The organism is Pseudoalteromonas atlantica, assembly GCF_043641955.1.
GTDB lineage: Bacteria > Pseudomonadota > Gammaproteobacteria > Enterobacterales > Alteromonadaceae > Pseudoalteromonas > Pseudoalteromonas atlantica_A.
On sequence record NZ_JBHZRV010000004.1, the window covers coordinates 26,452 to 49,034 of the forward strand.

General features: G+C 40.1%; 23 protein-coding genes and 1 riboswitch. Of the genes, 9 read left to right on the forward strand and 14 right to left on the reverse strand.

Features of this window, described 5'->3' with window-relative positions; translation table 11 throughout:
• Positions 1-16 precede the first annotated feature (16 nt).
• A riboswitch (cobalamin riboswitch) is annotated at positions 17-143 on the reverse strand.
• Between the two features lie 27 nt (positions 144-170).
• From ACHUE3_RS09690 to ACHUE3_RS09745, 12 genes are all read right to left on the reverse strand, one after another.
• Positions 171-788 carry a histidine phosphatase family protein gene (locus ACHUE3_RS09690; RefSeq protein WP_394192271.1) on the reverse strand — a complete coding sequence of 206 codons (618 nt, stop codon included), beginning with the start codon at positions 786-788 and terminating at the stop codon, positions 171-173.
• Positions 789-862: 74 nt separating this feature from the next.
• A complete protein-coding gene (gene nqrM / locus ACHUE3_RS09695; RefSeq protein ID WP_099294877.1) occupies positions 863-1,075 on the reverse strand; it encodes a (Na+)-NQR maturation NqrM in 213 nt (70 codons plus the stop codon).
• Positions 1,076-1,159: 84 nt separating this feature from the next.
• Positions 1,160-2,191, reverse strand: coding sequence for an FAD:protein FMN transferase (locus tag ACHUE3_RS09700; RefSeq protein WP_394192272.1), 1,032 nt, complete (start codon positions 2,189-2,191; stop codon positions 1,160-1,162).
• A 97-nt stretch (positions 2,192-2,288) separates the two neighbouring features.
• On the reverse strand, positions 2,289-3,518 hold the full coding sequence (gene nqrF / locus ACHUE3_RS09705) for an NADH:ubiquinone reductase (Na(+)-transporting) subunit F (protein ID WP_099294879.1): 1,230 nt from the start codon (positions 3,516-3,518) through the stop codon (positions 2,289-2,291).
• A 19-nt stretch (positions 3,519-3,537) separates the two neighbouring features.
• Positions 3,538-4,146, reverse strand: coding sequence for an NADH:ubiquinone reductase (Na(+)-transporting) subunit E (nqrE, locus tag ACHUE3_RS09710; RefSeq protein ID WP_058560140.1), 609 nt, complete (start codon positions 4,144-4,146; stop codon positions 3,538-3,540).
• Positions 4,147-4,156: 10 nt separating this feature from the next.
• Positions 4,157-4,789, reverse strand: a complete 633-nt coding sequence (locus tag ACHUE3_RS09715; RefSeq protein WP_099294880.1) for an NADH:ubiquinone reductase (Na(+)-transporting) subunit D — start codon at positions 4,787-4,789, stop codon at positions 4,157-4,159.
• Entirely contained in the window at positions 4,789-5,538 is a 750-nt protein-coding gene (locus tag ACHUE3_RS09720) for a Na(+)-translocating NADH-quinone reductase subunit C (RefSeq protein ID WP_394192273.1), read from the reverse strand. Before ACHUE3_RS09720 ends, ACHUE3_RS09715 begins: the two co-directional genes overlap by 1 nt.
• Complete coding sequence (locus ACHUE3_RS09725) at positions 5,531-6,733, reverse strand: NADH:ubiquinone reductase (Na(+)-transporting) subunit B (protein ID WP_394192274.1); 1,203 nt, start codon at positions 6,731-6,733, stop codon at positions 5,531-5,533. The genes ACHUE3_RS09720 and ACHUE3_RS09725 overlap by 8 nt, the downstream gene beginning before the upstream one ends.
• Positions 6,734-6,737: 4 nt before the next feature.
• A complete protein-coding gene (locus tag ACHUE3_RS09730; RefSeq protein ID WP_394192275.1) occupies positions 6,738-8,081 on the reverse strand; it encodes a Na(+)-translocating NADH-quinone reductase subunit A in 1,344 nt (447 codons plus the stop codon).
• A 381-nt stretch (positions 8,082-8,462) separates the two neighbouring features.
• A complete protein-coding gene (gene fabV, locus ACHUE3_RS09735) occupies positions 8,463-9,656 on the reverse strand; it encodes an enoyl-ACP reductase FabV (protein WP_394192276.1) in 1,194 nt (397 codons plus the stop codon).
• 100 nt (positions 9,657-9,756) lie between these two features.
• A complete protein-coding gene (locus tag ACHUE3_RS09740; protein ID WP_394192277.1) occupies positions 9,757-10,068 on the reverse strand; it encodes a BolA family protein in 312 nt (103 codons plus the stop codon).
• A 75-nt stretch (positions 10,069-10,143) separates the two neighbouring features.
• Positions 10,144-10,740 carry an alpha-ketoglutarate-dependent dioxygenase AlkB family protein gene (locus ACHUE3_RS09745; protein ID WP_394192278.1) on the reverse strand — a complete coding sequence of 199 codons (597 nt, stop codon included), beginning with the start codon at positions 10,738-10,740 and terminating at the stop codon, positions 10,144-10,146.
• A 42-nt stretch (positions 10,741-10,782) separates the two neighbouring features.
• On the opposite strand from ACHUE3_RS09745, the gene ACHUE3_RS09750 reads away from it, so the two are divergent.
• Genes ACHUE3_RS09750 through ACHUE3_RS09765 form a run of 4 tightly spaced genes read left to right on the forward strand, consistent with a single transcriptional unit; the run spans position 10,783 to position 14,549 of the window.
• Entirely contained in the window at positions 10,783-11,931 is a 1,149-nt protein-coding gene (locus tag ACHUE3_RS09750; protein ID WP_394192526.1) for a methyltransferase, read from the forward strand.
• A gap of 2 nt (positions 11,932-11,933) precedes the next feature.
• Positions 11,934-12,488, forward strand: coding sequence for a YajG family lipoprotein (locus ACHUE3_RS09755; protein WP_394192279.1), 555 nt, complete (start codon positions 11,934-11,936; stop codon positions 12,486-12,488).
• 2 nt (positions 12,489-12,490) lie between these two features.
• Positions 12,491-13,111 carry a peptidylprolyl isomerase gene (locus ACHUE3_RS09760; protein ID WP_394192280.1) on the forward strand — a complete coding sequence of 207 codons (621 nt, stop codon included), beginning with the start codon at positions 12,491-12,493 and terminating at the stop codon, positions 13,109-13,111.
• Between the two features lie 55 nt (positions 13,112-13,166).
• Positions 13,167-14,549, forward strand: coding sequence for an AmpG family muropeptide MFS transporter (locus tag ACHUE3_RS09765; RefSeq protein WP_394192281.1), 1,383 nt, complete (start codon positions 13,167-13,169; stop codon positions 14,547-14,549).
• Positions 14,550-14,609: 60 nt separating this feature from the next.
• Here ACHUE3_RS09765 and ACHUE3_RS09770 read toward each other — a convergent pair whose 3' ends face one another.
• Positions 14,610-14,849 carry a helix-turn-helix domain-containing protein gene (locus ACHUE3_RS09770; RefSeq protein WP_058560149.1) on the reverse strand — a complete coding sequence of 80 codons (240 nt, stop codon included), beginning with the start codon at positions 14,847-14,849 and terminating at the stop codon, positions 14,610-14,612.
• 990 nt (positions 14,850-15,839) lie between these two features.
• Positions 15,840-16,178, reverse strand: a complete 339-nt coding sequence (gene erpA / locus ACHUE3_RS09775) for an iron-sulfur cluster insertion protein ErpA (protein ID WP_099294890.1) — start codon at positions 16,176-16,178, stop codon at positions 15,840-15,842.
• 221 nt (positions 16,179-16,399) lie between these two features.
• Between erpA and ACHUE3_RS09780 the strand changes: the two genes are divergently transcribed.
• The 5 genes from ACHUE3_RS09780 to hemL all read left to right on the forward strand — a co-directional run bounded on the left by ACHUE3_RS09780 (position 16,400) and on the right by hemL (position 22,561).
• Entirely contained in the window at positions 16,400-17,683 is a 1,284-nt protein-coding gene (locus tag ACHUE3_RS09780; protein WP_394192282.1) for a type 2 periplasmic-binding domain-containing protein, read from the forward strand.
• A 260-nt stretch (positions 17,684-17,943) separates the two neighbouring features.
• Positions 17,944-19,626: a chloride channel protein gene (locus ACHUE3_RS09785; protein ID WP_394192283.1), complete on the forward strand. Its 1,683-nt coding sequence runs from the start codon at positions 17,944-17,946 to the stop codon at positions 19,624-19,626.
• 18 nt (positions 19,627-19,644) lie between these two features.
• Positions 19,645-20,079, forward strand: coding sequence for a CopD family protein (locus tag ACHUE3_RS09790; RefSeq protein ID WP_394192284.1), 435 nt, complete (start codon positions 19,645-19,647; stop codon positions 20,077-20,079).
• Between the two features lie 136 nt (positions 20,080-20,215).
• Complete coding sequence (locus ACHUE3_RS09795) at positions 20,216-21,232, forward strand: aspartate carbamoyltransferase (protein ID WP_394192285.1); 1,017 nt, start codon at positions 20,216-20,218, stop codon at positions 21,230-21,232.
• Positions 21,233-21,280: 48 nt separating this feature from the next.
• The gene (hemL, locus tag ACHUE3_RS09800; RefSeq protein WP_394192286.1) at positions 21,281-22,561 is read left to right on the forward strand and encodes a glutamate-1-semialdehyde 2,1-aminomutase; all 1,281 of its coding nucleotides are present in this window, start codon (positions 21,281-21,283) and stop codon (positions 22,559-22,561) included.
• Positions 22,562-22,583: the final 22 nt, after the last annotated feature.

A 22,583-nucleotide genomic window follows, 5' to 3' on the forward strand; every position in this document is an offset into this window, starting at 1 on the left:
CCGCTCAATGAATAAAATAAGTTATACGTATTTAGTATCTGACTTATCACGGTTGTGACTTACAGTTGCGGGAACAGTTGAGGACTTACACCTCATTCCTAAATACCTCTCTATTATGAGCGGGTGAGTTTATATTTCAATTAATATCTTTCTAGATGGCTAAAAACAGCTTAGAAAACAATTTTAGGCCAAGCTTCACCTTGTTCATCAATGAAAACATCAACACAAATAAGACCTGCATAAGAGATTGAAAACACATTTTGGCTAATAAGCGATTCACGAGGAAGCTGACATAAAATAGCTAACAGTTGTTTAATAACGCCAGCGTGGGTTATGACCAAGTGAGGCCCTGTGTTTTGTGTGCTGATCACCGCTAATAATTGTTGCCACCACGTTTCAACTCGGCTATAAAACGCGTTCATAGATTCGCCATTGGGGGGAGTGATATGCCAAGGGTTTTGCCAGAACTCTCCGATTGTCGGTGAGCTGCCTTGTTGCCAAAGGTCTTCATAACTTTGTCCGTCCCAATCACCAAAATCATACTCAGCAATTGCACTGTCTATATTGAATGGGAGTTGCCGAGTATCAGCAAACTGTTGAGCAAATTGCCTACAACGCTTTAGAGGAGAGCTTGTTACAGTCGTGATATCGCAAAGCCCTGCAACTGTATATTCTAACTCCTGAACACCTTTTTTACTCAACTTAAAGTCGCTGCGCCCAGCTAATACATTTTGCTGTTCAAGCTCACCGTGACGTAAAAAGTACACTTTAGTTGAAAATGGTTTCATGGACCCTGACTCTAAAAAGATACAAAAAAAGCGCCGGTTTTAAAAGAGGCGCTTTTTACTCTAGTCTATCGAGCTTATAAAATTTGGTTTTCTTTCCAAATTTGCTCTTTTGCCATGCGCTTTTTACGCTTGTCACATGGGTCGTCACAATCGCAGGCTTTGTCAATACCTACTGAGCCTAGGCCACCACAGCTGCTCGCCATAGATTTTTTCTGCATGATCATGCCAATGGCCATTGCTGCGACAATTAATATAAGTAAACCAAAAGTAAGAAGAAAAAGTGACATTGCTTAGCCCCTATTATTCAGCAATAAAAATGTGCTTGGCTAACGTAGCCAAGCTGAATGTATTATAAACCGCTTTGCGCTTGGCTACAAATAGGGTTTAAATGCTGGGCTCGAATAAGTCACTAAACCATCCTTCGATTTAGCAATAAGATAGACCGCTAAATCATTTTTTTCTGCATACGCTTGGGCTTTATCCATACCCATAATAGTCAATGCAGTAGCAAGGCCATCGGCTGTCATTGCTGATGGGTGCAATACAGTTACTGATACAAGATCATGGCGAGTTGGCATACCTGTAACGGGATCAATCAAATGACTGTAAGTCTCACCATCCATTTCATAAAATATTCGGTAATCACCCGATGTCGCCATGCCATTGTTACCTGGCGCTAAAATAAGGTGCACTTGGCGCGTACCAGGCTCAGCATCCGGCTGTTCAATCGCTATGCGCCAATTCTTTTCATTAGGCTTTTTACCAGAAATACGCAGCTCACCACCTATTTCAACCATATAATCTGTTAATCCGTGACTTTCTAGCAGCTCTGCTACTTTATCAATGCCATACCCTTTAGCTGTCGCAGAAAACGAAAGCTCTAAGCCATCAATCGTTTTTGCTAACCCCTGCTCAGTCAGTGTTAATTTATCTACACCTATTTTAGCTATCATGTTAGCTAATTCTTCGTCCGCTGGGCGTTTAGTTGGCTTTTTATCAGGACCAAACCCCCATAAATCAATTAATGGACCCATGGTGACATCTAACGTTTTTGTCGACTCACCTAAGCGAATAGACTCTGCGACAACCGCTCTAAAATCAGCGCTGATCGGCATGACTTGGCCTGCAGGTATGCGATTAAAGTTATTTATCTCTGAATCTTTAATATAGGTCGACATAGATTGATTCACGCCTTTTAGCAATTGTTCTACCTCAGGAAGTAAATTAAGCGAGTCCAACTTGTCTTGTTTTGCAAAAACCTTAATATTGTATGTTGTCCCCATGGTTCTACCTTCAAGGTAAAGCTCTTTAGGCTCATCACTTTGGCCACAACCTGATATGAATAGAGTGAGAAAAATAAACAAAAAGGCAACGAGTGCCTGCGGGTGAAATACTTTATTCATGGCAGCCTACTTAAAATTTGAAATAAAAAAAGCCTCGTAACAAACATTGCTACGAGGCTCATATTCTAACCAAAACTAACGTGTTTTGGTATCAGTGTTAGCCACCGAAATCATCTAGTAAGATATTTTCGTCTTCAACACCTAAGTCTTTCAACATAGTGATAACTGCGGCGTTCATCATTGGAGGACCACACATGTAGAACTCACAATCTTCCGGCGCTTCGTGATCTTTAAGATAGTTCTCAAATAACACGTTATGGATAAAGCCAGTGTAGCCTTCCCAGTTATCTTCAGGTTGTGGATCTGAAAGTGCTGTATGCCATACGAAGTTATCGTTTTCAGCTGCTAGGCCGTCAAAGTCTTCTACATAGAACATTTCACGCTTAGAACGTGCACCATACCAGAAGCTCATCTTACGCTTAGAGTTTAAGCGCTTAAGTTGGTCAAAGATATGTGAACGCATTGGCGCCATACCAGCACCACCACCTACGAATACCATTTCAGCGTCAGTGTCTTTTGCAAAGAACTCACCAAATGGACCTGAGATAGTTACTTTATCACCTTGTTTTAGTGACCAAATGTACGATGACATTTTACCACAAGGTAAGCTTAAATCTCTTGGCGGTGGAGCAGCAATACGCACGTTAAGCATAATGATGCCTTCTTCTTCCGGGTAGTTAGCCATTGAGTAAGCACGAATTGTTTCTTCGTCTACCTTTGACTCTAGGTTGAAGAAACCAAAATGATCCCAATCGCCACGGTACTCTTCTGGTACATCGAAATCAGCATATTTAACGTGATGCGCAGGGGCTTCAATTTGAATATAACCACCGGCACGGAACGGTACTGACTCACCATCTGGAATTTGTAGCACAAGTTCTTTAATGAAAGTTGCTTTGTTATCGTTAGAGATAACTTCACAATCCCATTTTTTAACACCGAAAATCGACTCTTCAAGTTCAATTTCCATGTCAGTCTTAACATTTACCTGACACGCTAAACGACAGCCTTCACGGGCTTCACCTTTAGAAATGTGATCAAGCTCTGTTGGTAAGATATCACCGCCACCTTCTTTGATGTGTACACGACACTGACCACAAGAGCCACCGCCACCACATGCAGATGAAACGAAAATACCTGACTCAGATAGCGCACCTAATAGCTTACTACCTGCAGATGTTTTAATGGCTTTATCTGGATCGCCATTTACGCCGATAATGATATCACCGCTTGCAACTAACTTAGATTTAGCACCAATGATGACTAAAACAAGTATTACAACGATAGCGATGAAAACACCAACGCCTAAGAAAATCTCATAACTCATGATTTATCCTCGCGACCTATTAAAGTGAAATACCAGAGAATGACATAAAGCCAAGACCCATCAAGCCAACTGTGATGAAGGTAATACCTAAACCACGTAGGCCATCAGGCACGTCTGAGTACTTCATTTTCTCACGAATACCAGCAAGTAATGTTATTGCTAGCGCCCAACCTACACCAGAACCGATACCATAAACCACAGACTCGCCGAAGTTATAGTTACGCTCTACCATGAAAGCTACCGCACCGAAGATTGCACAGTTAACTGTGATCAACGGTAAGAAGATACCTAACGCGTTATAAAGTGCAGGGAAGAACTTATCTAATGCCATTTCTAAGATTTGCACCAATGCTGCGATAACACCGATGAAAGTTAAGAAACGTAAAAAGCTAAGGTCTGCTTCAGGGTAGCCAAGCCACTCAAGTGAACCTGGTGCAAGAACCGCATGGTAAACCAAGTTGTTAACTGGTACTGAGATACCCAATACCACGATAACTGCCACACCTAGGCCGATAGATGTTGTTACTTTCTTTGATACTGCAAGGAAAGTACACATACCTAGGAAGAAGGCTAACGCTAAGTTTTCAATGAAAACCGCTTTTACGAATAAACTAATATAATGTTCCATTGTCTGCCCCTTACCCTTTCGCTTCTACTTGGTCTTTCTTATAAGTACGAAGTACCCAAATGAATAAACCAATAATGAAGAATGCGCTAGGTGGTAAAATCAATAGACCCATAGGTTGATACCAACCACCATCCTGTACAAGCGGGATGATGTCAGCGCCAAACAATGTACCTTTACCAAATAGCTCACGAATAAAGCCAACAGTCAGTAACACTACTGAATAACCAAGACCATTACCGATGCCATCAAGGAATGACATGATAGGTGGTGATTTCATTGCGTATGCTTCTGCACGACCCATTACTATACAATTAGTAATAATTAGACCAACGAATACCGACAACTCTTTTGCCGTAGCGTAAGAGAAGGCTTGTAATACTTGGTCAACCACGATTACTAACGATGCAATGATAGTCATTTGCACTATGATACGTACAGATGACGGGATCTGGTTACGGATCATAGAAATAAATAAGCTTGAGAACGCTGTTACCAATGTCAATGCGATTGACATGATTAATGCATTTTTTAAGCTAGACGTTACTGCAAGCGCAGAACAAACACCAAGTACTTGTAGTGCGATTGGGTTATTTGCGAATACCGGTCCAAATAGAACCGACTTCATTTCTTTAGTATCAGCCATTATTTCAACGCTCCTTCACGTACCTTCGCAAGGAAAGGACCAAAGCCGTTTTCGCCAGTCCAAAAATCAACTGCGTGATCAACACCATTTGACGTTAAAGTTGCACCTGATAAGCCATCAACTTGATGCTCATTTTTAGCGCCACTTTTCACAATATTGATTGGTAACTCTTTACCGCTCCACATTGCTGTCCATTGTGGGTTTTGAATTTCGCCACCCAAGCCTGGAGTCTCGTTGTGCTTATAAAAGTTAATATCTTTAACAGTTTCAGCATCGCTTTCAAGCGCTAAGAAACCATACATTACACCCCAAAGGCCGTAACCTTGGATTGGTAAAATGATAGCATCTGTAGAGCCGTCAGGCTTTTTAGAGATGTAAACTGGTGACTCAGTAGTCATACGCTGAATACCAGCGATATCTTTAATACCGTTAGCTTTGAGAGCAATACTGATTTTTTGGTCGAATTTACTTTTCTCAAAGTCAAAGCTATTTGGGTCTGTTGCAACAAACTCACCCGTGTTCATATCTACAACACGCGCTTCGATTTTAGCGTTAAACGTATCAGAGATATTTTCAACTGCGTCGATACCCGCTGCAGCCAAGATGTTCTTTTGAATATCTTGTGTTTTGTTAGCTTGCTGTAAAGGGCGAAGCTGAACTGAAGCAAACGATACGATGATTGCACACACTAAACAAAGTGCTACAACAACGGTTAGCGTTTTGCCGATTGATTCGTTATTACTAGACATTACGTGCCAACCTCCGCTTGATATTAGCTTGCACTACAAAGTGATCGAATAATGGAGCAAATAAGTTAGCAAACAAGATTGCTAGCATCATGCCTTCAGGGAAAGCAGGATTTACTACACGAATCATTACTACCATCACACCAATAAGTGCGCCATATGCGAATTTTGCTTTGTCTGTAAATGCCGCAGACACTGGGTCAGTCGCCATGAAGAACATACCAAAGGCAAAACCACCCAACACTAAGTGCCAATGCCAAGGCATTGCAAATACAGGGTTAGTGTCTGAACCAATTGCATTTAATAAGAATGCAGTTGCAACCATACCTAGGAATACACCTAGCACGATGCGCCATGAAGCAATTCGAACGTAGATTAAGAACAAGCCACCGATCATCACTGCAAGGGTAGATGTTTCACCTACTGAACCTTGGATGAAACCGTAAAACGCATTCAACCAAAGAGCCATGTTGCTGTAATCAAGTGAGCCAACAAACGCTTGGCCTAGCATAGTTGCACCAGAGAACGAGTCTACTGCTGTCCATACTGTGTCACCTGAAATTTGTGCAGGATATGCGAAGAATAAAAACGCACGACCAGCAAGCGCAGGGTTTAGGAAGTTACGGCCAGTACCACCAAAGATTTCTTTAGCGATTACAACACCGAACGTGATACCCAACGCCACTTGCCATAATGGAATAGTTGCAGGAAGAATAAGTGCAAACAATACAGAGGTTACGAAGAAACCTTCGTTTACTTCATGCTTACGCACTGAAGCAAACAACACTTCCCAGAAACCACCCACGGCAAATGTCACTGCGTATATAGGCAAGAAGAAACATGCCCCGTAGAACATTTTAGCGCCCCAGCCTGAGTTAGCAGTTAATTCACCACCAAATAACTGAAACAAACCAACTTGCCAAGAATTTGCTAGTTCAAAACCTTGTGCTAATGCACCGGCGGCCTGATGACCGATATTGAACATACCAAAAAACATCGCTGGGAATGTTGCCATCCACACTAAAATCATCATGCGTTTTAGGTCGATGTTATCGCGTACGTGTGTCGCGCCTTTATTTACGTAACCAGGGGTGTAAAAAATAGTTGCTGCTGCTTCATACAGGGCATACCACTTTTCATGTTTACCACCGGCTTCAAAATGCGGCTCGATATCTTCAAGAAATTTCTTTAAACCCATCTCTCTAGCCCTCTTTCTCGATTGTAGTCAAGCAATCGCGTAGGATTGAACCATACTCGTATTTACCTGGACAAACGAAGGTACATAACGCTAAATCTTCTTCATCAAGCTCTAGTGCACCTAATGTGATAGCACCATCCAAATCACGAGAAATTAGATCACGTAATAAAGGCGTTGGAAGAATATCTAACGGCATAACACGCTCATAGTTACCCATTGGCACCATGGCACGCTTTGAACCACCTGTAGACGTTGTCATTTTAAATAAACGACTTGGTGTAAGGTGAGACAAGAAAGTACGTGTTACAGAGAATTTATCACTACCTGGGCGAATCCAACCAAACAGTTCTTTTTCGCGACCTTCAAGTAAAACTGATACTTGAACATGATAACGACCTAAAAACGCTTGAGGACCAGCAGACGTAGAACCAGATAAAACAGAACCAGAGATAACACGGTTATCGCCGTCTTCTAATTCACCCGCTACTAAATCGTCCAGCGAAGCACCTAGTTGAGTTTTAACTAAACGTGGGTTCTTAACGCGAGGACCAGCTAGAGAAATAACACGGTCTGTACTAATTTCACCAGTAAGGAATAAGTGACCATACGCAATAACGTCTTGGTAACCGATATGCCAAACTTGTTTGCTAGCAGAAACAGCGTCTAAGTGATGGATATGTGTGCCAACAAGGCCAGCCGGATGTACGCCACCAAACTCATGTACTTCTACTTGAGGGATTGATGAACTAGGTACTTGGCTACCTGCTTGTTTACAAACAAATACTTTACCGTCAGTTAAACGAGATACCACAGCAAGACCCGCTTCAAATGCTTGCGCATTTTCGGCAATAATAACCGCAGGATCTGCAGCTAATGGGTTTGTGTCGATAGCCGTCACAAAAATAGAACTAGGATTTGCATCCACAGCCGCTACTTTGCTGAATGGGCGCACACGAAGTGCCGTCCATTGACCTGACTGAATAAGTACTTCTTTGGCTTTTTCACGGTCGATGCTCGAAAGCTCATCTGCCTTGAAAGAGTCAAAGGTGATTTGCTCACTGCCGTTTATTTCAATAACAACAGATTGCAGCACACGTTTTGCACCACGATTAATTTCTTTTACTGTACCAGCAGCTGGGGCAGTAAATAATACGCCTGGGTTCTTTTTATCTTCAAAAAGTACCTGGCCTTTTTTGACTTGGTCATCCACACGAACATGCATGGTTGGACGCATACCAATAAACTCTTCACCTAGCACAGCTACACGTTTGACGGCAGAGCCATCATGAATAACTTGCTGAGGTGCGCCCTCTATGGGTAAGTCCAGACCTTTTTTTATGTTGATCATACGCACTTGCACTACATTAACGGAAAGAAACTGAAAAATCGTACCAACCACGTCGCCATTTTGATTACCGAGCAAATTCAAGATATCAAAGAACTGCCTGTTTAGGATACAAAACAAGCAACGCAGTAAAACTCCTCACATATATTGCCCGAATTTTAACATCAATCAGGGTCACTATGCGAGTGGAAATATGAAATTTATACGACAGGAGCAGTAATTTAGCTCAATAGTCACATTTGAATAAAATTCAATATAGACCAAAGTGCAATTGCTCGCGAGTAAGGATAAGAATTAAACAGTAAATAGCTGTAAATAAACCTAACAATAAAATACAGGCATTAAAAAAGTCGCCGCAGCGACTTTTTTAATGAACGAACAAAATTAGTCAATCATGTTCGTAATGTTTGCAATAGACTCTACATCTTGATCGTAATCAACGCTGTCGATACCAAAGCCAAATAAGCGTAAAAATTCATTGTGGTAACCAACATAATCGGTTAACTCATCGATTGTTTCTGTGGTTACGCTATCCCACACGGCTTGAATACGCGCTTGAACATCATCTTCCAACTCTTTGTAGTTTTGGAATAAATGCCCGCCATCATCAAAGCGTGGTGAATCACCATAGAGATTCTCGGTAAATAAAGCATGAATCTGCTCTATCGTACCTTCATAGGTGCCATCTGCTTTCATCACTTTAAATAGTGCAGAAATGTAAAGTGGCATAATCGGAATTGCAGAGCTTGCTTGTGTAACAACCGCATTAAGTGAAGAGACATACGCTTCACCGTTTAATGCTTTGGTAGACTCTTTAATAGCCACAGTTGCACGGTCTAAGTCTTCTTTTGCTTTACCAATTGTTGCATGACCGTAAATTGGCCATGTTAGCTCTTTACCAATGTAAGTATAAGCACTGGTTTTAAAGTTATCAGCAAGTACGTCAGCTTCTTTAAGTGCATCAATCCACATTTCCCAATCTTCACCGCCCATCACTTTAATGGTGTTATCGATATCGTCTTGGCTTGCTGCTTCTACTGTTATTTCATCAATTTCACGCTTTGACGTATTAAGGTTTTTAGTCGTAACTGAATCGCCAATTGGCTTAAGTGTAGAAGAGAATGTTTCACCCGTATTTGGGTCGGTACGACGTGGAGATGCAAGGCTGTAGATGACTAAATCAACTTTACCTAAGTCAGCTTTAATTGTATCAATCGCTTTTTGTTTAATTTCGTTTGAGAACGCATCGCCATTAATATTTTTAGACCATAGGCCTGCTTCATCTGCGGCATTTTGAAATGCTGCCGTGTTATACCAACCTGCTGAACCTGTTTTACGCTCAGTGCCTTCTTTTTCAAAGAAAATACCTAGAGTTTTAGCACCGCCGCCAAACGCAGCCGTAATGCGTGAGGCAAGGCCATAGCCTGTAGACGCACCTATAACTAATACATTTTTAGGTGCATTTTTTAATGCTCCTTGTTGTTTTACATAGTTAATTTGTTCTTGTACATGCTCTGCACAGCCTGCTGGGTGGGCGTTTGTACAGATGAATCCGCGAATTTTAGGCTTAATGACCATTGATCATCCTATATCTATCTCAATAAAAATTAGCGCTAGTTTAAAGGCTAATCGTAAAAACACAGGTCTGATCAGTAATGTTAACTGTCAAACCTGACCATTAATCTAACTTAGAGCCACCTAAGCAACTCGGCGAGTCGGCAATCTGACCGCTTTGCTCACTGAATTCTTCGGGTGTAAATGTGTGAATTGCCAATGCATGAATATGATTTGCTAATTCGTCTTTTAAAATTTCATTTATTTGACGGTGGCGCTGTAACAAGCGTTTACCGCTAAATTCTTCACTAACAACAATCACTTTAAAGTGTGAATCTTCACCACGGCTGTGCATATGACTTTCGTTAACTACGTTGAGGTGCTTACAAGCTATTGCGTCTGCGATTTTGCTTTGTATTTGTTCTTGCATTGACATAAAAAGATCACTTTAAAACTGATTTGTTGCATTACTATAACAAGTTGCCAAGCGCCTTGGCTAACAAAATTACAGCTACCTGGTTTGCTTTATATATCTGAAGGTTAAACTTATACGGGGGTGAATTAATGTCGTTTTCTTAGCAATTGCATGTTGGTAATCGCGCTGACTATCACCATGCATAACTAAACAGCTGCCACTGTGTAATTTTATTTCGCTCACTTTATTACTCGTTTTATTTTTTATTTTTAGTGCACGCTCTGCGCCAAGAGAAATACATACAATGGTGGGTTGTGCGCCAAGTTCAATTTCATCATCACTGTGCCAGCCCATCGTGTCGTTGCCATCACGATAATAGTTTATCAATAAAGAGTTAAAAGGTTGCTGTAAATGATGCTCTAGTCGTTTTCGCATGGCCAGAAGCACATCAGGCCATGGCTCTACCACTAATTTACTCTGCGAATAGCCATATTCAATATTACTATCACTAATAAAACATTGTAGCCGTGGAATAGGCCCCGTTTTTCCATAAACAGTCGTTACTGGCTGTTGCCATGGTAGGTTTTGCTGCAAATAATAAAATAAATCGAGACTTTTTTGCCCACTGAGCGCACTTCTTTGGTAAGAAAAGCCATTTGGTAGCTGTTGGGGGTTGGCGTTTGGCCGTTGCATGTTAGAATTTACCTATCATTTGATTCTGATCACTTAACTATTATGACAACGCAAGCACAGCTCGGCGAAACAACCTTTACTCTTGAACGTTTTCCATTAGATCAAAAGAACCGTAGCCTTCAAGCTTGGGATTCAGCTGACGAATACCTTATTGACTATGTTACTGAACATTATCCTAGTTGTCGCTCATTACTGATTTTTAATGATAGCTTTGGCGCTTTATCGTGTTATTTTTCTAAACAAGGATTAACAGTTTGTTCAGTCAATGACTCTTACATTAGTCACCAAGCAGCGGCATACAATTTAGCTGAGAACAAAGTTTCGACTCATTCATTTAGTCAACTCGATAGCTTATCAGCATTGCCTGATGATATTGACTTAGTTATTTTAAAAGTACCGCGCACTCTTGGCTTTATGCAATACCAATTATCAGAGTTAAGTGAGGTACTTAACCCAGGAACGCCAGTCATCGCTGCGGGTAAAACTAAAGATATACATAATTCGACGATTAAAGCGTTTGAACATTATATTGGCGAAACGAAAACCAGCTTAGCAGTAAAAAAGTCTCGTTTAATAATCAGCAGTGCTCAGGGTGGATATAAAGCCGCAGACTTTCCCGTTAATTGGCCACTTGAAGGCACTGACTATACCATTAGTAATCATGCAAATGTGTTTTCTCGAGATTCTTTAGATATTGGTGCACGGTTCTTTTTTAACTATTTACCTCAAACTACTAAAACAAAAAAAATTATTGATCTAGGCTGTGGTAATGGTGTGGTTGGTTTAATGACCTTATCGCGTTGCCCCAATGCTGAAATGACATTTGTTGACGAGTCATACATGGCGGTTGAGTCAGCACGATTAAACATAGAGCTCAATATGGAAGATAAATTTGAGCAGTGTTCATTTATCGAAAATGATTGTTTGACTGGTTTTGAGCGTGAAAGTGTTGATGTGGTTTTATGTAATCCGCCTTTTCACCAAGCACAAGCTGTCACAGACCATATTGCATGGCAGATGTTTAAACAAGCGAAAGACACCTTAAAAAATGGTGGTGAACTACGTATTATTGGAAACCGTCATTTAGATTATCATGACAAACTAAAGCGCATGTTTGGCAATTGCCAGTTACTTGGATCAAATAAAAAGTTTGTTGTTTTAAGTGCAACTAAAAATAATGGGATGCTATAACTATGAAAAACTACCTATTACCTTGCTGTGTTTTATTAGCCCTTGGCGGATGCAGTAGCCAACCTAATCAAATGATTCTTAACCCTTCATATCAGGGCGGAAAAATAAGCTCAATCAGCCAAAGCCTGAGCACCAGTGTAATCGATTTAAGAGGCGATAGCGCCACGCTTAAATTAATTAACGACGATAAAACACAAACAATCGCAAGCCAAGGCTTAACAGAATCAATAAAAAGTCTGATTGATAGTGCGTTGAGCCGAAACGGTGCCAGCATATCAAATCTAGCAACGACAAGATTTGAGGTTGATATCCATACACTTCAGGCCGTGGTTACTGAAAAAATGCTAACTCACACCAGTGATGCAAAAATCGAACTGGGTTTACGCGTTATTAGAAGTACCAGCAACTTTAGTAAAACGTACCGTGGTAATGCCAGTTTAGAAGCACCACTTGGTCACGATAGAGCAAAAATTGAAGGTCAGCTCAATAAGTTGACTGAGCAGTTAATAACCCGCATGGTATCAGACCCAGAATTGTTAGCATTTTTAGAAGGTTAAATATGAAACGTATTTTTTTATTTTTTGCATTGTTATTTATTAGCCAAGACATAACAGCTGCAACTGAAGGGCGTTTTGTGCAAAAAAACAATATGTTCCCTCGAGTGGAAATCAGTACAACGATGGGTAAAATCATCATTGAGATGGATCGCTCTAAAGCCCCTATTACCGTCAATAACTTTTTAACGTATGTAATGGATGGCAGCTACAACGGTACCGTATTCCACCGTGTTGAACGCGATATTGACAACGAGCGTGACTTTGTAATCCAAGGCGGAGGGTATGACAAAGAATACGATGGCGTTTACGAAGGCGACCCTATTTTTAATGAAAGCGGTAATGGTTCAAAAAATGACATGTATAGCATTGCTATGGCTTACCAAGACCGCCAACCACACTCTGGTACTCGGCAATTCTTTTTTAATATGGATGACAATGACCATCTTAACCCTGGCCGCGAATGGGGCTTTGCGGTATTTGGTATGGTAATGGATGGGTATGAAACCTTAGATAAAATCATGCAAGTTGAAACCGGCTTTAATGAAAAAATAGGCTACGACTTTGTACCAAAGACACCTGTGGTAATTTTAAATATGGCTGTTTTAGAGCCAACACCACTCTAATTTAAAGGGCTTTCGCTAAGCCCTACTTTTACTTACTTTTGCCAATGAAGGCGTTATGAATAATAACTTATCTCTATCTGAGTACTTCTCCTATTTTAAAGATAAACGACTAATTAACGTTTTTATATTTGGCATGAGTAGCGGCTTTCCATGGGTGCTGATTGGCTCGGTAATGTCTGCTTGGTTAAAAGACGAAGGTTTAAGCCGCAGCATGATCGGCTTATTTGGTATTGTATTTGGTGCCTATAGCATTAACTTTTTATGGTCGCCCTTAGTTGATCGAATCAAACTTCCTCTATTATATAATTGGTTAGGACAACGTCGTAGCTGGATACTTTTTTGCCAAGGTTTTATCTTATTGGGTGTGCTTTTTTTAGCAGGACTTAATATAACAGAACACTTAGCTATCGCTGCTGCATTATGCTTATTAATTGCTATCGCATCAGCCACACAAGATATTGCCATCGATGCATTTAGGATTGATACCCTCGATGAAAACGAAAGCCACAAAGCAACTGCTGCTGCGGCAATGGCGACATCTGGGTGGTGGAGTGGTTATGCCTTACTGGGCGCTATTCCTTTTTATATGGCGGATATTCCCAGCATTGGTTGGCCGCAAGTATATTACTTTCTAGCTGCTTTGATGCTCTTACTAATGAGCTGTGTTTTTTGGGCTAAAGAGCCGGTTTCAAATCGTGAAGCCGTCCATGCTGAACTTGAGCGCATTTACCAAGCAAAACTTGCAAGCAATAGCACCTCACACTCAAAATCAGCAAAAATTATTGCTTGGCTAGCCGTAACAGTTTTAGATCCATTTAAGACGTTCTTCGCGCGAAACGGGGTAAAAACAGCTATAGCGCTGCTTGCCTTTATATTCCTATTTAAAATTGGCGAAGCATTTCTCGCCCGTATGTCGATCGTATTTTATAAAGAGGTCGGTTTTTCAAACACCCAAATTGCCAATTATTCAAAACTGGGCACAGGGCTAATCACCATAATATTCGCATTTTTGGGGAGTATATTTAACCATAAGTACGGCATCGTCAAAGGCTTGTTTATTAGTGGTGTAGCAATGGCCGCGTCCAACTTGATGTTCTCATGGATAGCTCTTGCAGGTCCTCAGGAGCATTTGTATGCTATGGCAATTGTGGTCGACGGTTTTACACAAGCATGGTCTTTAGTTGCAATGGTTGCGTTTATCTCTATGCTTTGTGATAGAGCGTTTAGTGCTACACATTATGCATTACTTGCATCATTAGGTAATCTAGGTAGAACGCTGCTTTCAAGTTACAGTGGTGTGGTAATAGATGATTGGCTAAATGGGAATTGGTCGTTATTCTTTATTTTAACTGCAGTGATGGTATTACCATCTTTAATATTTTTGTACCTAATAAGGCATAAACTGTATGAGCTGGAAAATACTTATCACAAGCGCTAATTACATAAATTTGCTTGTGGAAGCGCTTCCTTGCACTCGCAAAAAAAAATGATTAACGAATTAATCTTCTTTTAATAAGCCTAACCCTTCATACGGGTCTACTTCTAATGCATCGCAATAGCGTAAAAACTCAATCACGTCTAAACGGCGTTCTTGATTTTCAATTTTACCGATGAAAGAATGCGGCGTACCTAATACTTGTGCAAGGCTACGCATTGTATGACCTTTCTCGTGGCGCTTTACTTTTAGCCACTTGGTCAATTTTGAGTTTTCTTCAGAAGAAACTGTTTTACCCATCATAAAAAACATCTCCTACTAGATGATTTAGAATTAAATTAAAATAAGAATGAAATTTTGCCCGTCTCACTCTTGGATACATTATATACTATATAAAAGCATGTGAAATAAAAAACTTTGAGCTCACCTTAAAGGTAAACTAAAAGTTAAAGAATAAAAATAGTTATTGTTAATAGAACAACAAATAAAATATTAAATTATTCGTTCAATACTAATGTACCAAATAATTTATTTTTTTAAACCCACTTTGCGATGAATTATTTTTAAAATTAAAATCAATAAGTTAAAATTTAAAAAGAACGTTTTACAACCAATTGAGGGAATTATGTTTAGATTACTCTTTTTATTACCTGTAGTACTTTGCATTATTTGGTACTTTTTTCTTAAACAAAATGGTGTCCCTATCAAACAAGGTAAAAAAGGCTTTATATACATTTTAGCCTTTTCAGCCCTTGTCTTAGGCTTTTTTATTCTAATGATTCAAATCACACAGAATTAGCATCTGGTGATTTTCCACACTAAAAGCTGATTTTTTACACAAATCAATACACAGGCATCATGCGTAAAGTCTCTGAGGTTTACTATAATAAGTGAGCATTTCTTTTGAATTTATGCTTTTTTGGATCTAATACGATTAAATTAAACCTTTATAGAATTGGGTGTACTGCTAAATATCAGAGCTATTGTTTAGGATGCTTTTTCATTCAATATCTATTTTTATTTATCGCTTTAAGATGATGACTAACACTATATTGTTATTCACAACAATTTACAGCACAAGATACCCAACAAACATATATTTACGCAAAACAGCACTAATTAAAATGGTGTGCTATTTAGTAGCCAAATGAGTGTGATAGAACTTAAAAATCAAGGAAGAATTGCTAACCAAAAGGAAGGAAGTAAAAGTGAGAGTAAGTTACAGGCAGAAAAGTTAATTAAAAAGTCTAAAATTAAAAAGCCGCTGCATAGCGGCTTAATTTATTTGATAGGTTATACGCTAAAACTAGCGCCACAACCACAGGTAGTCGTTGCATTTGGATTAGAAACAAAAAATCTTGCCCCTTCTAATCCTTCTGTATAATCAACTTCACCGTCAACTAAATACTGAATACTCATTGGATCAACAACTAAGGTAACCCCGTTCTTCACTATTTCTAAGTCGCCTGGGTTCGCTTTCTCGTCAAAAGTAAAACCATATTGGAAACCAGAACAACCACCACCTGTAACATAAACACGTAGTTTAAGTTCAGGATTCTCTTCTTCATCAATTAATTGTTTAACGCGAATTGCCGCAGCGTCACTAAATTTAATCGGTAATTCTTCTGACATACCCAACCCCTCAATTCCTGAATTACGGTGATTATCTAATACCCGAGTGTTTTAATCAAGTATCCACCCATCTTAACCATTTTGGTTAGGGTATAAAGCGATACTCACAAAAAGTAAAAAATAATAACCATTTGTCATAAGTACCCTATACTTAGCATATTCAATACAAACTCTCGTTTTAAATGCAGCTATTAAAACCCACTTTTATATGGTTTTTATTAATGTTACTTCCCACTTTTTGCGTCAGTGGCGAGCAACAAACCTGGACAATTACCTCACTTGAATGGCCTCCCTACGCGAGCAAAAATATGCCCAATGGCGGTGATGCAATTGCTCAGCTAAGATCATTATTAAAGAAAAACAACATCAAGCTCAAAGTTGAATATCACCCGTGGCTAGAAGCACAAAGAATAGCTAGAAACGCCAACTACGTTGGTTACTTTCCTGCTTGGCCCAGTGAAGTAAACGAAGGGTTTGTTTCATCTAAAAAAATAGCCACATCTGAACTTTCAGTAGTAGCAGCTTATTCTCATCAACTCCAAAGTGATCTTGATACTGTCTTTTCAAATAGCCAAATTATTACCGTTGATAATTACAAATACCCTAAATCTGCTTTTGAATTAATTACTAGCTACGCAAATAATGTTATCAGCGTTGAAAGTGATTTAGCATTACTGAGAAGGCTCAATGAGGATAACTCTGAGCTTGCTATTGTTGAACCTAATGTGATTCGCTTTTTGGCTCAACGTTTTCAACTAAAACTGCCAAAAACAATCACACAATTTAGTAATGTGCCGCTGGTACTTGCTTTGCGAAATACGCCAGACAACTTGAGTCGAATTGATCAATTAAATACATTTCTACAAACCTCTTATGATGAACATACTCATTATCGAAGACCTAAAAAATTACTTTTAACACAAGTGGATGTCCCTACAGCACAACCATTTACAGAGTTTATGCAGTCTATTTATAAAGACTTAGGTATCAAAACAGTGATTCAAACAACACCGACTAAACGTGGGTTATTACTAGTTGATGCCGGTATAGTTGACGGCGATGTTGTTCGAGCAAACCAAAATATGCAAAATTACGATAATATTGCGTTAATCGAACCTAGCCTTGGCACTGTCAGCCTCGCTTTATTGTGTAAAAAAAACCTACCCTGCAATAGCAATGTACTAAGCTCCCACGGCAATAAAATTATAAGTACTCAAGACAATCGAGTTTTGTTATCTGAATTCACAATAAATGCCCAACTTATCGAACTCGAAAGTATAGAAGGCTCTCTTAATATGCTGAAAAAAAGCAGAGCCGATTATATTATTTACCCCGCAACCGAACACATGCAGTTGCAGCTTAAAAAAGAATTTAATTTTTTTAAGCTCAGAGACATTAAAGTTAATACAATATTGAATAAAATCCACGCCCCTCTGATCCCTGAGCTATCAAAGGCAATTTCAGAAAAACTAAATGAAACAGGCCCAGTATCTTCTCATCATTAGGTTCTATTTATCTACCAAGACTCATTTTTCAACCATGCGTTAAGTTCTTAAGCAAAACTTACCCGACTAATATAGCTGCTTCTTATAAACTGGCGGTAACGCAGCATAAATGCCAAAGAGCTCAGCATGGGTTAAACAAGTTCAATCATCAAAGGTCAGAAAAACCTACTCCGATGTGAAATATATTTTAAAAATGCCAACGACTTAACAGGTTTGATTTGGTAAACTTGCCACTCAAAATGTGCTGTGAGGAAATATGCATGTGGCTCGAAACGCTGAGGCGTCAACTAGCAAAGCCTAAGACATCTGTTCAACTATGCTTGCTTGGCGTGTGCGCAGGGCTAATTGCCGCAATTTTAATAATATTCTTTCGCCTCACCATCATGTTTTTCCAGAGTTTATTTCTGAGTACGCCTGATGACTTCACCACCCTGCCAACTCTTGAACGTGTGCTGCTTCCAATAGGAGCGGCATTAATAATCGCATCATTTGCAGCACTTACTGGTTTTAAACATTATCGTTTAGGCATCCCTTTTGTTATACACCGAATAAAAAAGCATTACGGTCAAATGCCTTTATATAATACCGTGAACCAATTTGTTGGGGGAGCTTTAGCATTGATCAGTGGTTTTTCTGTTGGCCGAGAAGGTCCTTCTGTTCATTTAGGGGCGACTGGTGCAAGTTTACTCGCTGACAGACTACACTTGCCTCATAACTCAATGCGTACACTAAGCGGTTGTGGGGTTGCAGCTGGGATAGCGGCCTCCTTTAACACACCTTTAGCTGCTGTAATTTTTGTTATGGAAGTAGTACTCAGAGAGTACAAAGTACATATCTTTGTCCCAATTATGCTAGCAGCAGTAACTGGTGCTCTGGCTACGCAGTTTGTTTTTGGTAATGCATCAGAATTAGCCTTGATCACCATTACTCCCCTTTCTGGCTGGCACTACCCGTTCCTCATCGTTTTTGGTATGGCACTTGGCGCGGTTGCATTTGCTTTTAATCAAAACCTAATGTTGATCATTCGTACCTTTAAACCTTTGAGTATGTTCCCGCGACTATTACTGGCAGGCCTTATTGCGGGGTTAATTGCTTATTTAGTACCTCATGCCATGGGCTCAGGTATGAGCGCAATTACGCTAGCAATAGAGTCTCCAGATGATCTGCAATTTTTAACCACTATCTTAATCGCAAAGCTTCTTGCAACTTTATTTGCTATCGGCCTAGGTATTCCTGGCGGGATCATTGGCCCGGTCATTGGGCTTGGCGTTTTAATGGGTACACTCATGGCGTTTTTCGCACAGTTTATAAGCCCAGGTGTAGATATTGCCGGCACCTATAGCGTATTAGGAATGGCAGGCTTACTAGCGGCCACATTACATGCACCTCTTGCGGCATTAACCACGGTAATGGAGCTCACATCGAGTCCTGAAATAATTGTGCCTGCCATGTTGGTAATTTCAACCGCCTACGTAACTGCTCTGCAAGTATTTGGCAACAGGTCTATTTTCATGCAGCAGTTAGATTTCCAAGGGCTAGAATATCAAATATCGCCAGCAACAGAAGCCCTGCAAAAAGTCGGGGTGATGGATGAAATGGACGAACAATTTAAGCTGCTTTACAGTGATGATAAAGAACAAATTAAAACCAGCTTAGATGCCCTTGATAGCCAAACGCCATTGATTGTCCATGATGCTGAAAACGGCTATCGATTAGCCGAGTATGATTTGAGTTTAATGTCAGATCAAAACATCTCTATCAACTATATCTGTCTTCAAGGACTAAGCAGCCAAGCAACACTTGCCGATGCGTTTGACTTGTTAAAAGATAAACGTTCTGGCGCTGTCTATATTTATAATTTGATGGATAACCAACAAATTATGGGAATAATGCGTTGGGATAAAATTCGTCACATTCTAACGATACGAAATACCCTATTATAATCAATTAAAGAGATCTCTATGAGTGCCTTACTTGTCTATAAAGCTTTGCATGTATTTTTTATGATAGCCTGGTTCGCGGGCATATTTTACTTACCTCGTTTATTTGTTTACCACGCAATGACCGAAGAAAAATCCTGCAGCTCAATGCTTAAAATAATGGAGCGCAGACTACTGTTTTTTGTTACTCCTTTTGCGTTCTTAACCACTATTTTTGGTGTCCTGATGATTGTAGAATATGGCCGAGAATGGTTTAAATACAGCATGTGGTTACACTATAAATTAGTACTTGTAATTGTTTTATATGCATACCATGCCTACTGCTTTAAGTTATTAGCTGACTTTAAACACGATAGAAATAAGCGCACTGATCGTTTTTATCGTATTTTCAATGAGCTGCCAGTACTGCTACTACTTGTTATTGTATTTTTAGCCATAACTAAACCAAGCTTGTAAAAATTAGTTACGTACCCAAACCACCCTAAGATGCAGAAACTCGCATCTTAGGGTGTTTTGGGTATAATATTGCGCGATTGCGTGCCCATGATTCATGGTTGATCGCCCCCCATTTCAATGTAATAGGAATAACCCAATGTTAAGTTTCCAAGGTGAAAATATTCTTTCTGTTAATCAGCTCGACAGAGACTGTATTGAACGTATTTTTGCAGTAGCCAAAAAAATGGAACCGTATGCTAAAAAGCAAAAACGCACCAATGTATTAGAAGGCGCCATCTTAGCAAACCTATTCTTTGAACCAAGCACGCGTACTCGAGTGAGCTTTGGTACGGCTTTTAATTTGTTAGGTGGGCTTGTTCGTGAAACCACAGGCATGCAAAGCTCAGCTCTTGCAAAAGGTGAATCACTTTATGACACTGCCCGTGTGATCTCGGCTTACGCCGATGCAGTCGCGATGCGCCACCCTGATGCAGGCTCCGTTGCTGAGTTTGCAACAGGTTGCTCTGTGCCAGTAATTAATGGTGGTGATGGTCCTAACGAGCACCCAACGCAAGCATTACTTGATCTATTAACGATTGAGCGTGAACTAAATCGCTTTGAACAAGGTATAGATGGTATGCATATAGCGTTGGTTGGTGATTTGAAATACGGTCGTACCGTTCATTCACTGTCTAAATTGCTGTGTCATTACAAAGATATAAAATTCTCGATGGTCGCACCTGATGGCTTACAAATGCCAAGTTACATCTTAGACGCTGTTGATAATGCAGGTCATAAGATTGAACTCGTTGATAAAATGGAAGGTAACCTAGCGGCTGATATCGTGTATCAAACACGTATCCAAGAAGAGCGCTTCCCATCGCAAGAAGAAGCCAATAAATACCGCGGAGGTTTCCGCATAAGTCAATCAATCTACAACGCGCACTGTAAGCCAAGCTCAGTGTTAATGCATCCGTTACCGCGTGACAGCCGCCTAGAAGCGAATGAACTCGATAACGACTTAAATAGTAATGATAATCTTGCTATTTTCCGTCAAGTACAAAATGGCGTGCTTATTCGCATGGCATTATTTGCATTAACATTGGATGTTGCAGACAAAGTTGAAAAGTATGAAGTTGAAGTACCTTGGTTTAGCCGTAAACGTAACAGTTAAGCAATACTTTATTTCAAAATAAACCATGAAAACTCAATAGGAATATTCATGACAATTAGCCAAGATTTATTTGCCCGCGCCCAAGCATCAATTCCGGGTGGCGTTAATTCACCAGTTCGTGCCTTTAATGGCGTAGGCGGTACGCCTTTATTTATTACCAAAGCACAAGGCCCGTTTACTTTTGATGCAGATGGTAACCGTTATATTGACTACGTTGGTTCATGGGGACCCATGATCATGGGTCACAATCACCCTGCTATTAAGCAAGCGGTACTGGACGCTGTTGAAAATGGTTTAAGCTACGGTGCGCCAACCGAAACCGAAATCTTCATGGCTGAAAAAGTAAAGCAGCTGGTACCATCTATTGAAAAAGTACGTATGGTAAGCTCTGGCACTGAAGCCACAATGAGCGCGATTCGTTTAGCACGCGGTTATACTGGTCGTGACAAAATACTTAAGTTTGAAGGCTGCTACCACGGTCATGCTGACTCATTATTGGTTAAAGCCGGTTCTGGCGCGTTAACAATGGGTGTACCAAACTCTCCGGGTATCCCTGAAGACTTCGCCAAACATACCTTAACAGTATCGTTTAATAACTTAGACGAAGTTAAGGCTATCTTTGCGAAATACGCTGACGAAATTGCTTGTATTATTGTTGAGCCAGTAGCAGGTAATATGAACTGTATTCCACCTGTAGAAGGCTTTTTAGAAGGCCTACGCGCAGTCTGTGACGAATATAAATCAGTACTTATCTTTGATGAAGTTATGACTGGCTTTCGTGTAGCGCTAGGTGGCGCACAAGCTTATTACAACATTACACCTGATCTAACGTGTTTAGGTAAAGTTATTGGCGGCGGCATGCCTGTAGGCGCTTTTGGCGGTAAAACTGAGATTATGGATTACATTGCCCCAGTAGGACCGGTATATCAGGCTGGGACACTGTCAGGCAATCCAATCGCAATGGCTGCTGGCTTAAAAGCGCTTGAATTATTAGATGTTGATGGCCTACATGATGCGCTTGAAGCAAAAAGCAAAGCGCTATGTGCAGGCTTTGAAGCAGCTGCTAAAAAAGCGGGCATTCCACTGACGACTAACTACGCCGGTGGCATGTATGGCTTCTTCTTTACTGAGCAAGAAAAAGTAACTACTTACCAACAAGCAACTCAGTGTGATTTAGAGCGTTTTAAAAAGTTCTTCCACTTGATGCTTGAAGAAGGTGTATATTTAGCCCCTTCAGCATTTGAAGCGGGCTTTGTTTGCTCTGAACACTCAGAGCAAGAAATTGCCGATACTATCGCCGCTGCAGAACGCGCATTTGCTAAACTTTAAACTATAGTTTAAGCATAAAAAA

Bases quoted from the DNA above. Each gene is read 5' to 3' on its own strand.
- ACHUE3_RS09690 (WP_394192271.1), bottom strand. From the start codon at position 788: ATGAAACCATTTTCAACTAAAGTGTACTTTTTACGTCACGGTGAGCTT.
- nqrM (WP_099294877.1), bottom strand. From the start codon at position 1,075: ATGTCACTTTTTCTTCTTACTTTTGGTTTACTTATATTAATTGTCGCA.
- ACHUE3_RS09700 (WP_394192272.1), bottom strand. From the start codon at position 2,191: ATGAATAAAGTATTTCACCCGCAGGCACTCGTTGCCTTTTTGTTTATT.
- nqrF (WP_099294879.1), bottom strand. From the start codon at position 3,518: ATGAGTTATGAGATTTTCTTAGGCGTTGGTGTTTTCATCGCTATCGTT.
- nqrE (WP_058560140.1), bottom strand. From the start codon at position 4,146: ATGGAACATTATATTAGTTTATTCGTAAAAGCGGTTTTCATTGAAAAC.
- ACHUE3_RS09715 (WP_099294880.1), bottom strand. From the start codon at position 4,789: ATGGCTGATACTAAAGAAATGAAGTCGGTTCTATTTGGACCGGTATTC.
- ACHUE3_RS09720 (WP_394192273.1), bottom strand. From the start codon at position 5,538: ATGTCTAGTAATAACGAATCAATCGGCAAAACGCTAACCGTTGTTGTA.
- ACHUE3_RS09725 (WP_394192274.1), bottom strand. From the start codon at position 6,733: ATGGGTTTAAAGAAATTTCTTGAAGATATCGAGCCGCATTTTGAAGCC.
- ACHUE3_RS09730 (WP_394192275.1), bottom strand. From the start codon at position 8,081: ATGATCAACATAAAAAAAGGTCTGGACTTACCCATAGAGGGCGCACCT.
- fabV (WP_394192276.1), bottom strand. From the start codon at position 9,656: ATGGTCATTAAGCCTAAAATTCGCGGATTCATCTGTACAAACGCCCAC.
- ACHUE3_RS09740 (WP_394192277.1), bottom strand. From the start codon at position 10,068: ATGTCAATGCAAGAACAAATACAAAGCAAAATCGCAGACGCAATAGCT.
- ACHUE3_RS09745 (WP_394192278.1), bottom strand. From the start codon at position 10,740: ATGCAACGGCCAAACGCCAACCCCCAACAGCTACCAAATGGCTTTTCT.
- ACHUE3_RS09750 (WP_394192526.1), top strand. From the start codon at position 10,783: ATGACAACGCAAGCACAGCTCGGCGAAACAACCTTTACTCTTGAACGT.
- ACHUE3_RS09755 (WP_394192279.1), top strand. From the start codon at position 11,934: ATGAAAAACTACCTATTACCTTGCTGTGTTTTATTAGCCCTTGGCGGA.
- ACHUE3_RS09760 (WP_394192280.1), top strand. From the start codon at position 12,491: ATGAAACGTATTTTTTTATTTTTTGCATTGTTATTTATTAGCCAAGAC.
- ACHUE3_RS09765 (WP_394192281.1), top strand. From the start codon at position 13,167: ATGAATAATAACTTATCTCTATCTGAGTACTTCTCCTATTTTAAAGAT.
- ACHUE3_RS09770 (WP_058560149.1), bottom strand. From the start codon at position 14,849: ATGATGGGTAAAACAGTTTCTTCTGAAGAAAACTCAAAATTGACCAAG.
- erpA (WP_099294890.1), bottom strand. From the start codon at position 16,178: ATGTCAGAAGAATTACCGATTAAATTTAGTGACGCTGCGGCAATTCGC.
- ACHUE3_RS09780 (WP_394192282.1), top strand. From the start codon at position 16,400: ATGTTACTTCCCACTTTTTGCGTCAGTGGCGAGCAACAAACCTGGACA.
- ACHUE3_RS09785 (WP_394192283.1), top strand. From the start codon at position 17,944: ATGTGGCTCGAAACGCTGAGGCGTCAACTAGCAAAGCCTAAGACATCT.
- ACHUE3_RS09790 (WP_394192284.1), top strand. From the start codon at position 19,645: ATGAGTGCCTTACTTGTCTATAAAGCTTTGCATGTATTTTTTATGATA.
- ACHUE3_RS09795 (WP_394192285.1), top strand. From the start codon at position 20,216: ATGTTAAGTTTCCAAGGTGAAAATATTCTTTCTGTTAATCAGCTCGAC.
- hemL (WP_394192286.1), top strand. From the start codon at position 21,281: ATGACAATTAGCCAAGATTTATTTGCCCGCGCCCAAGCATCAATTCCG.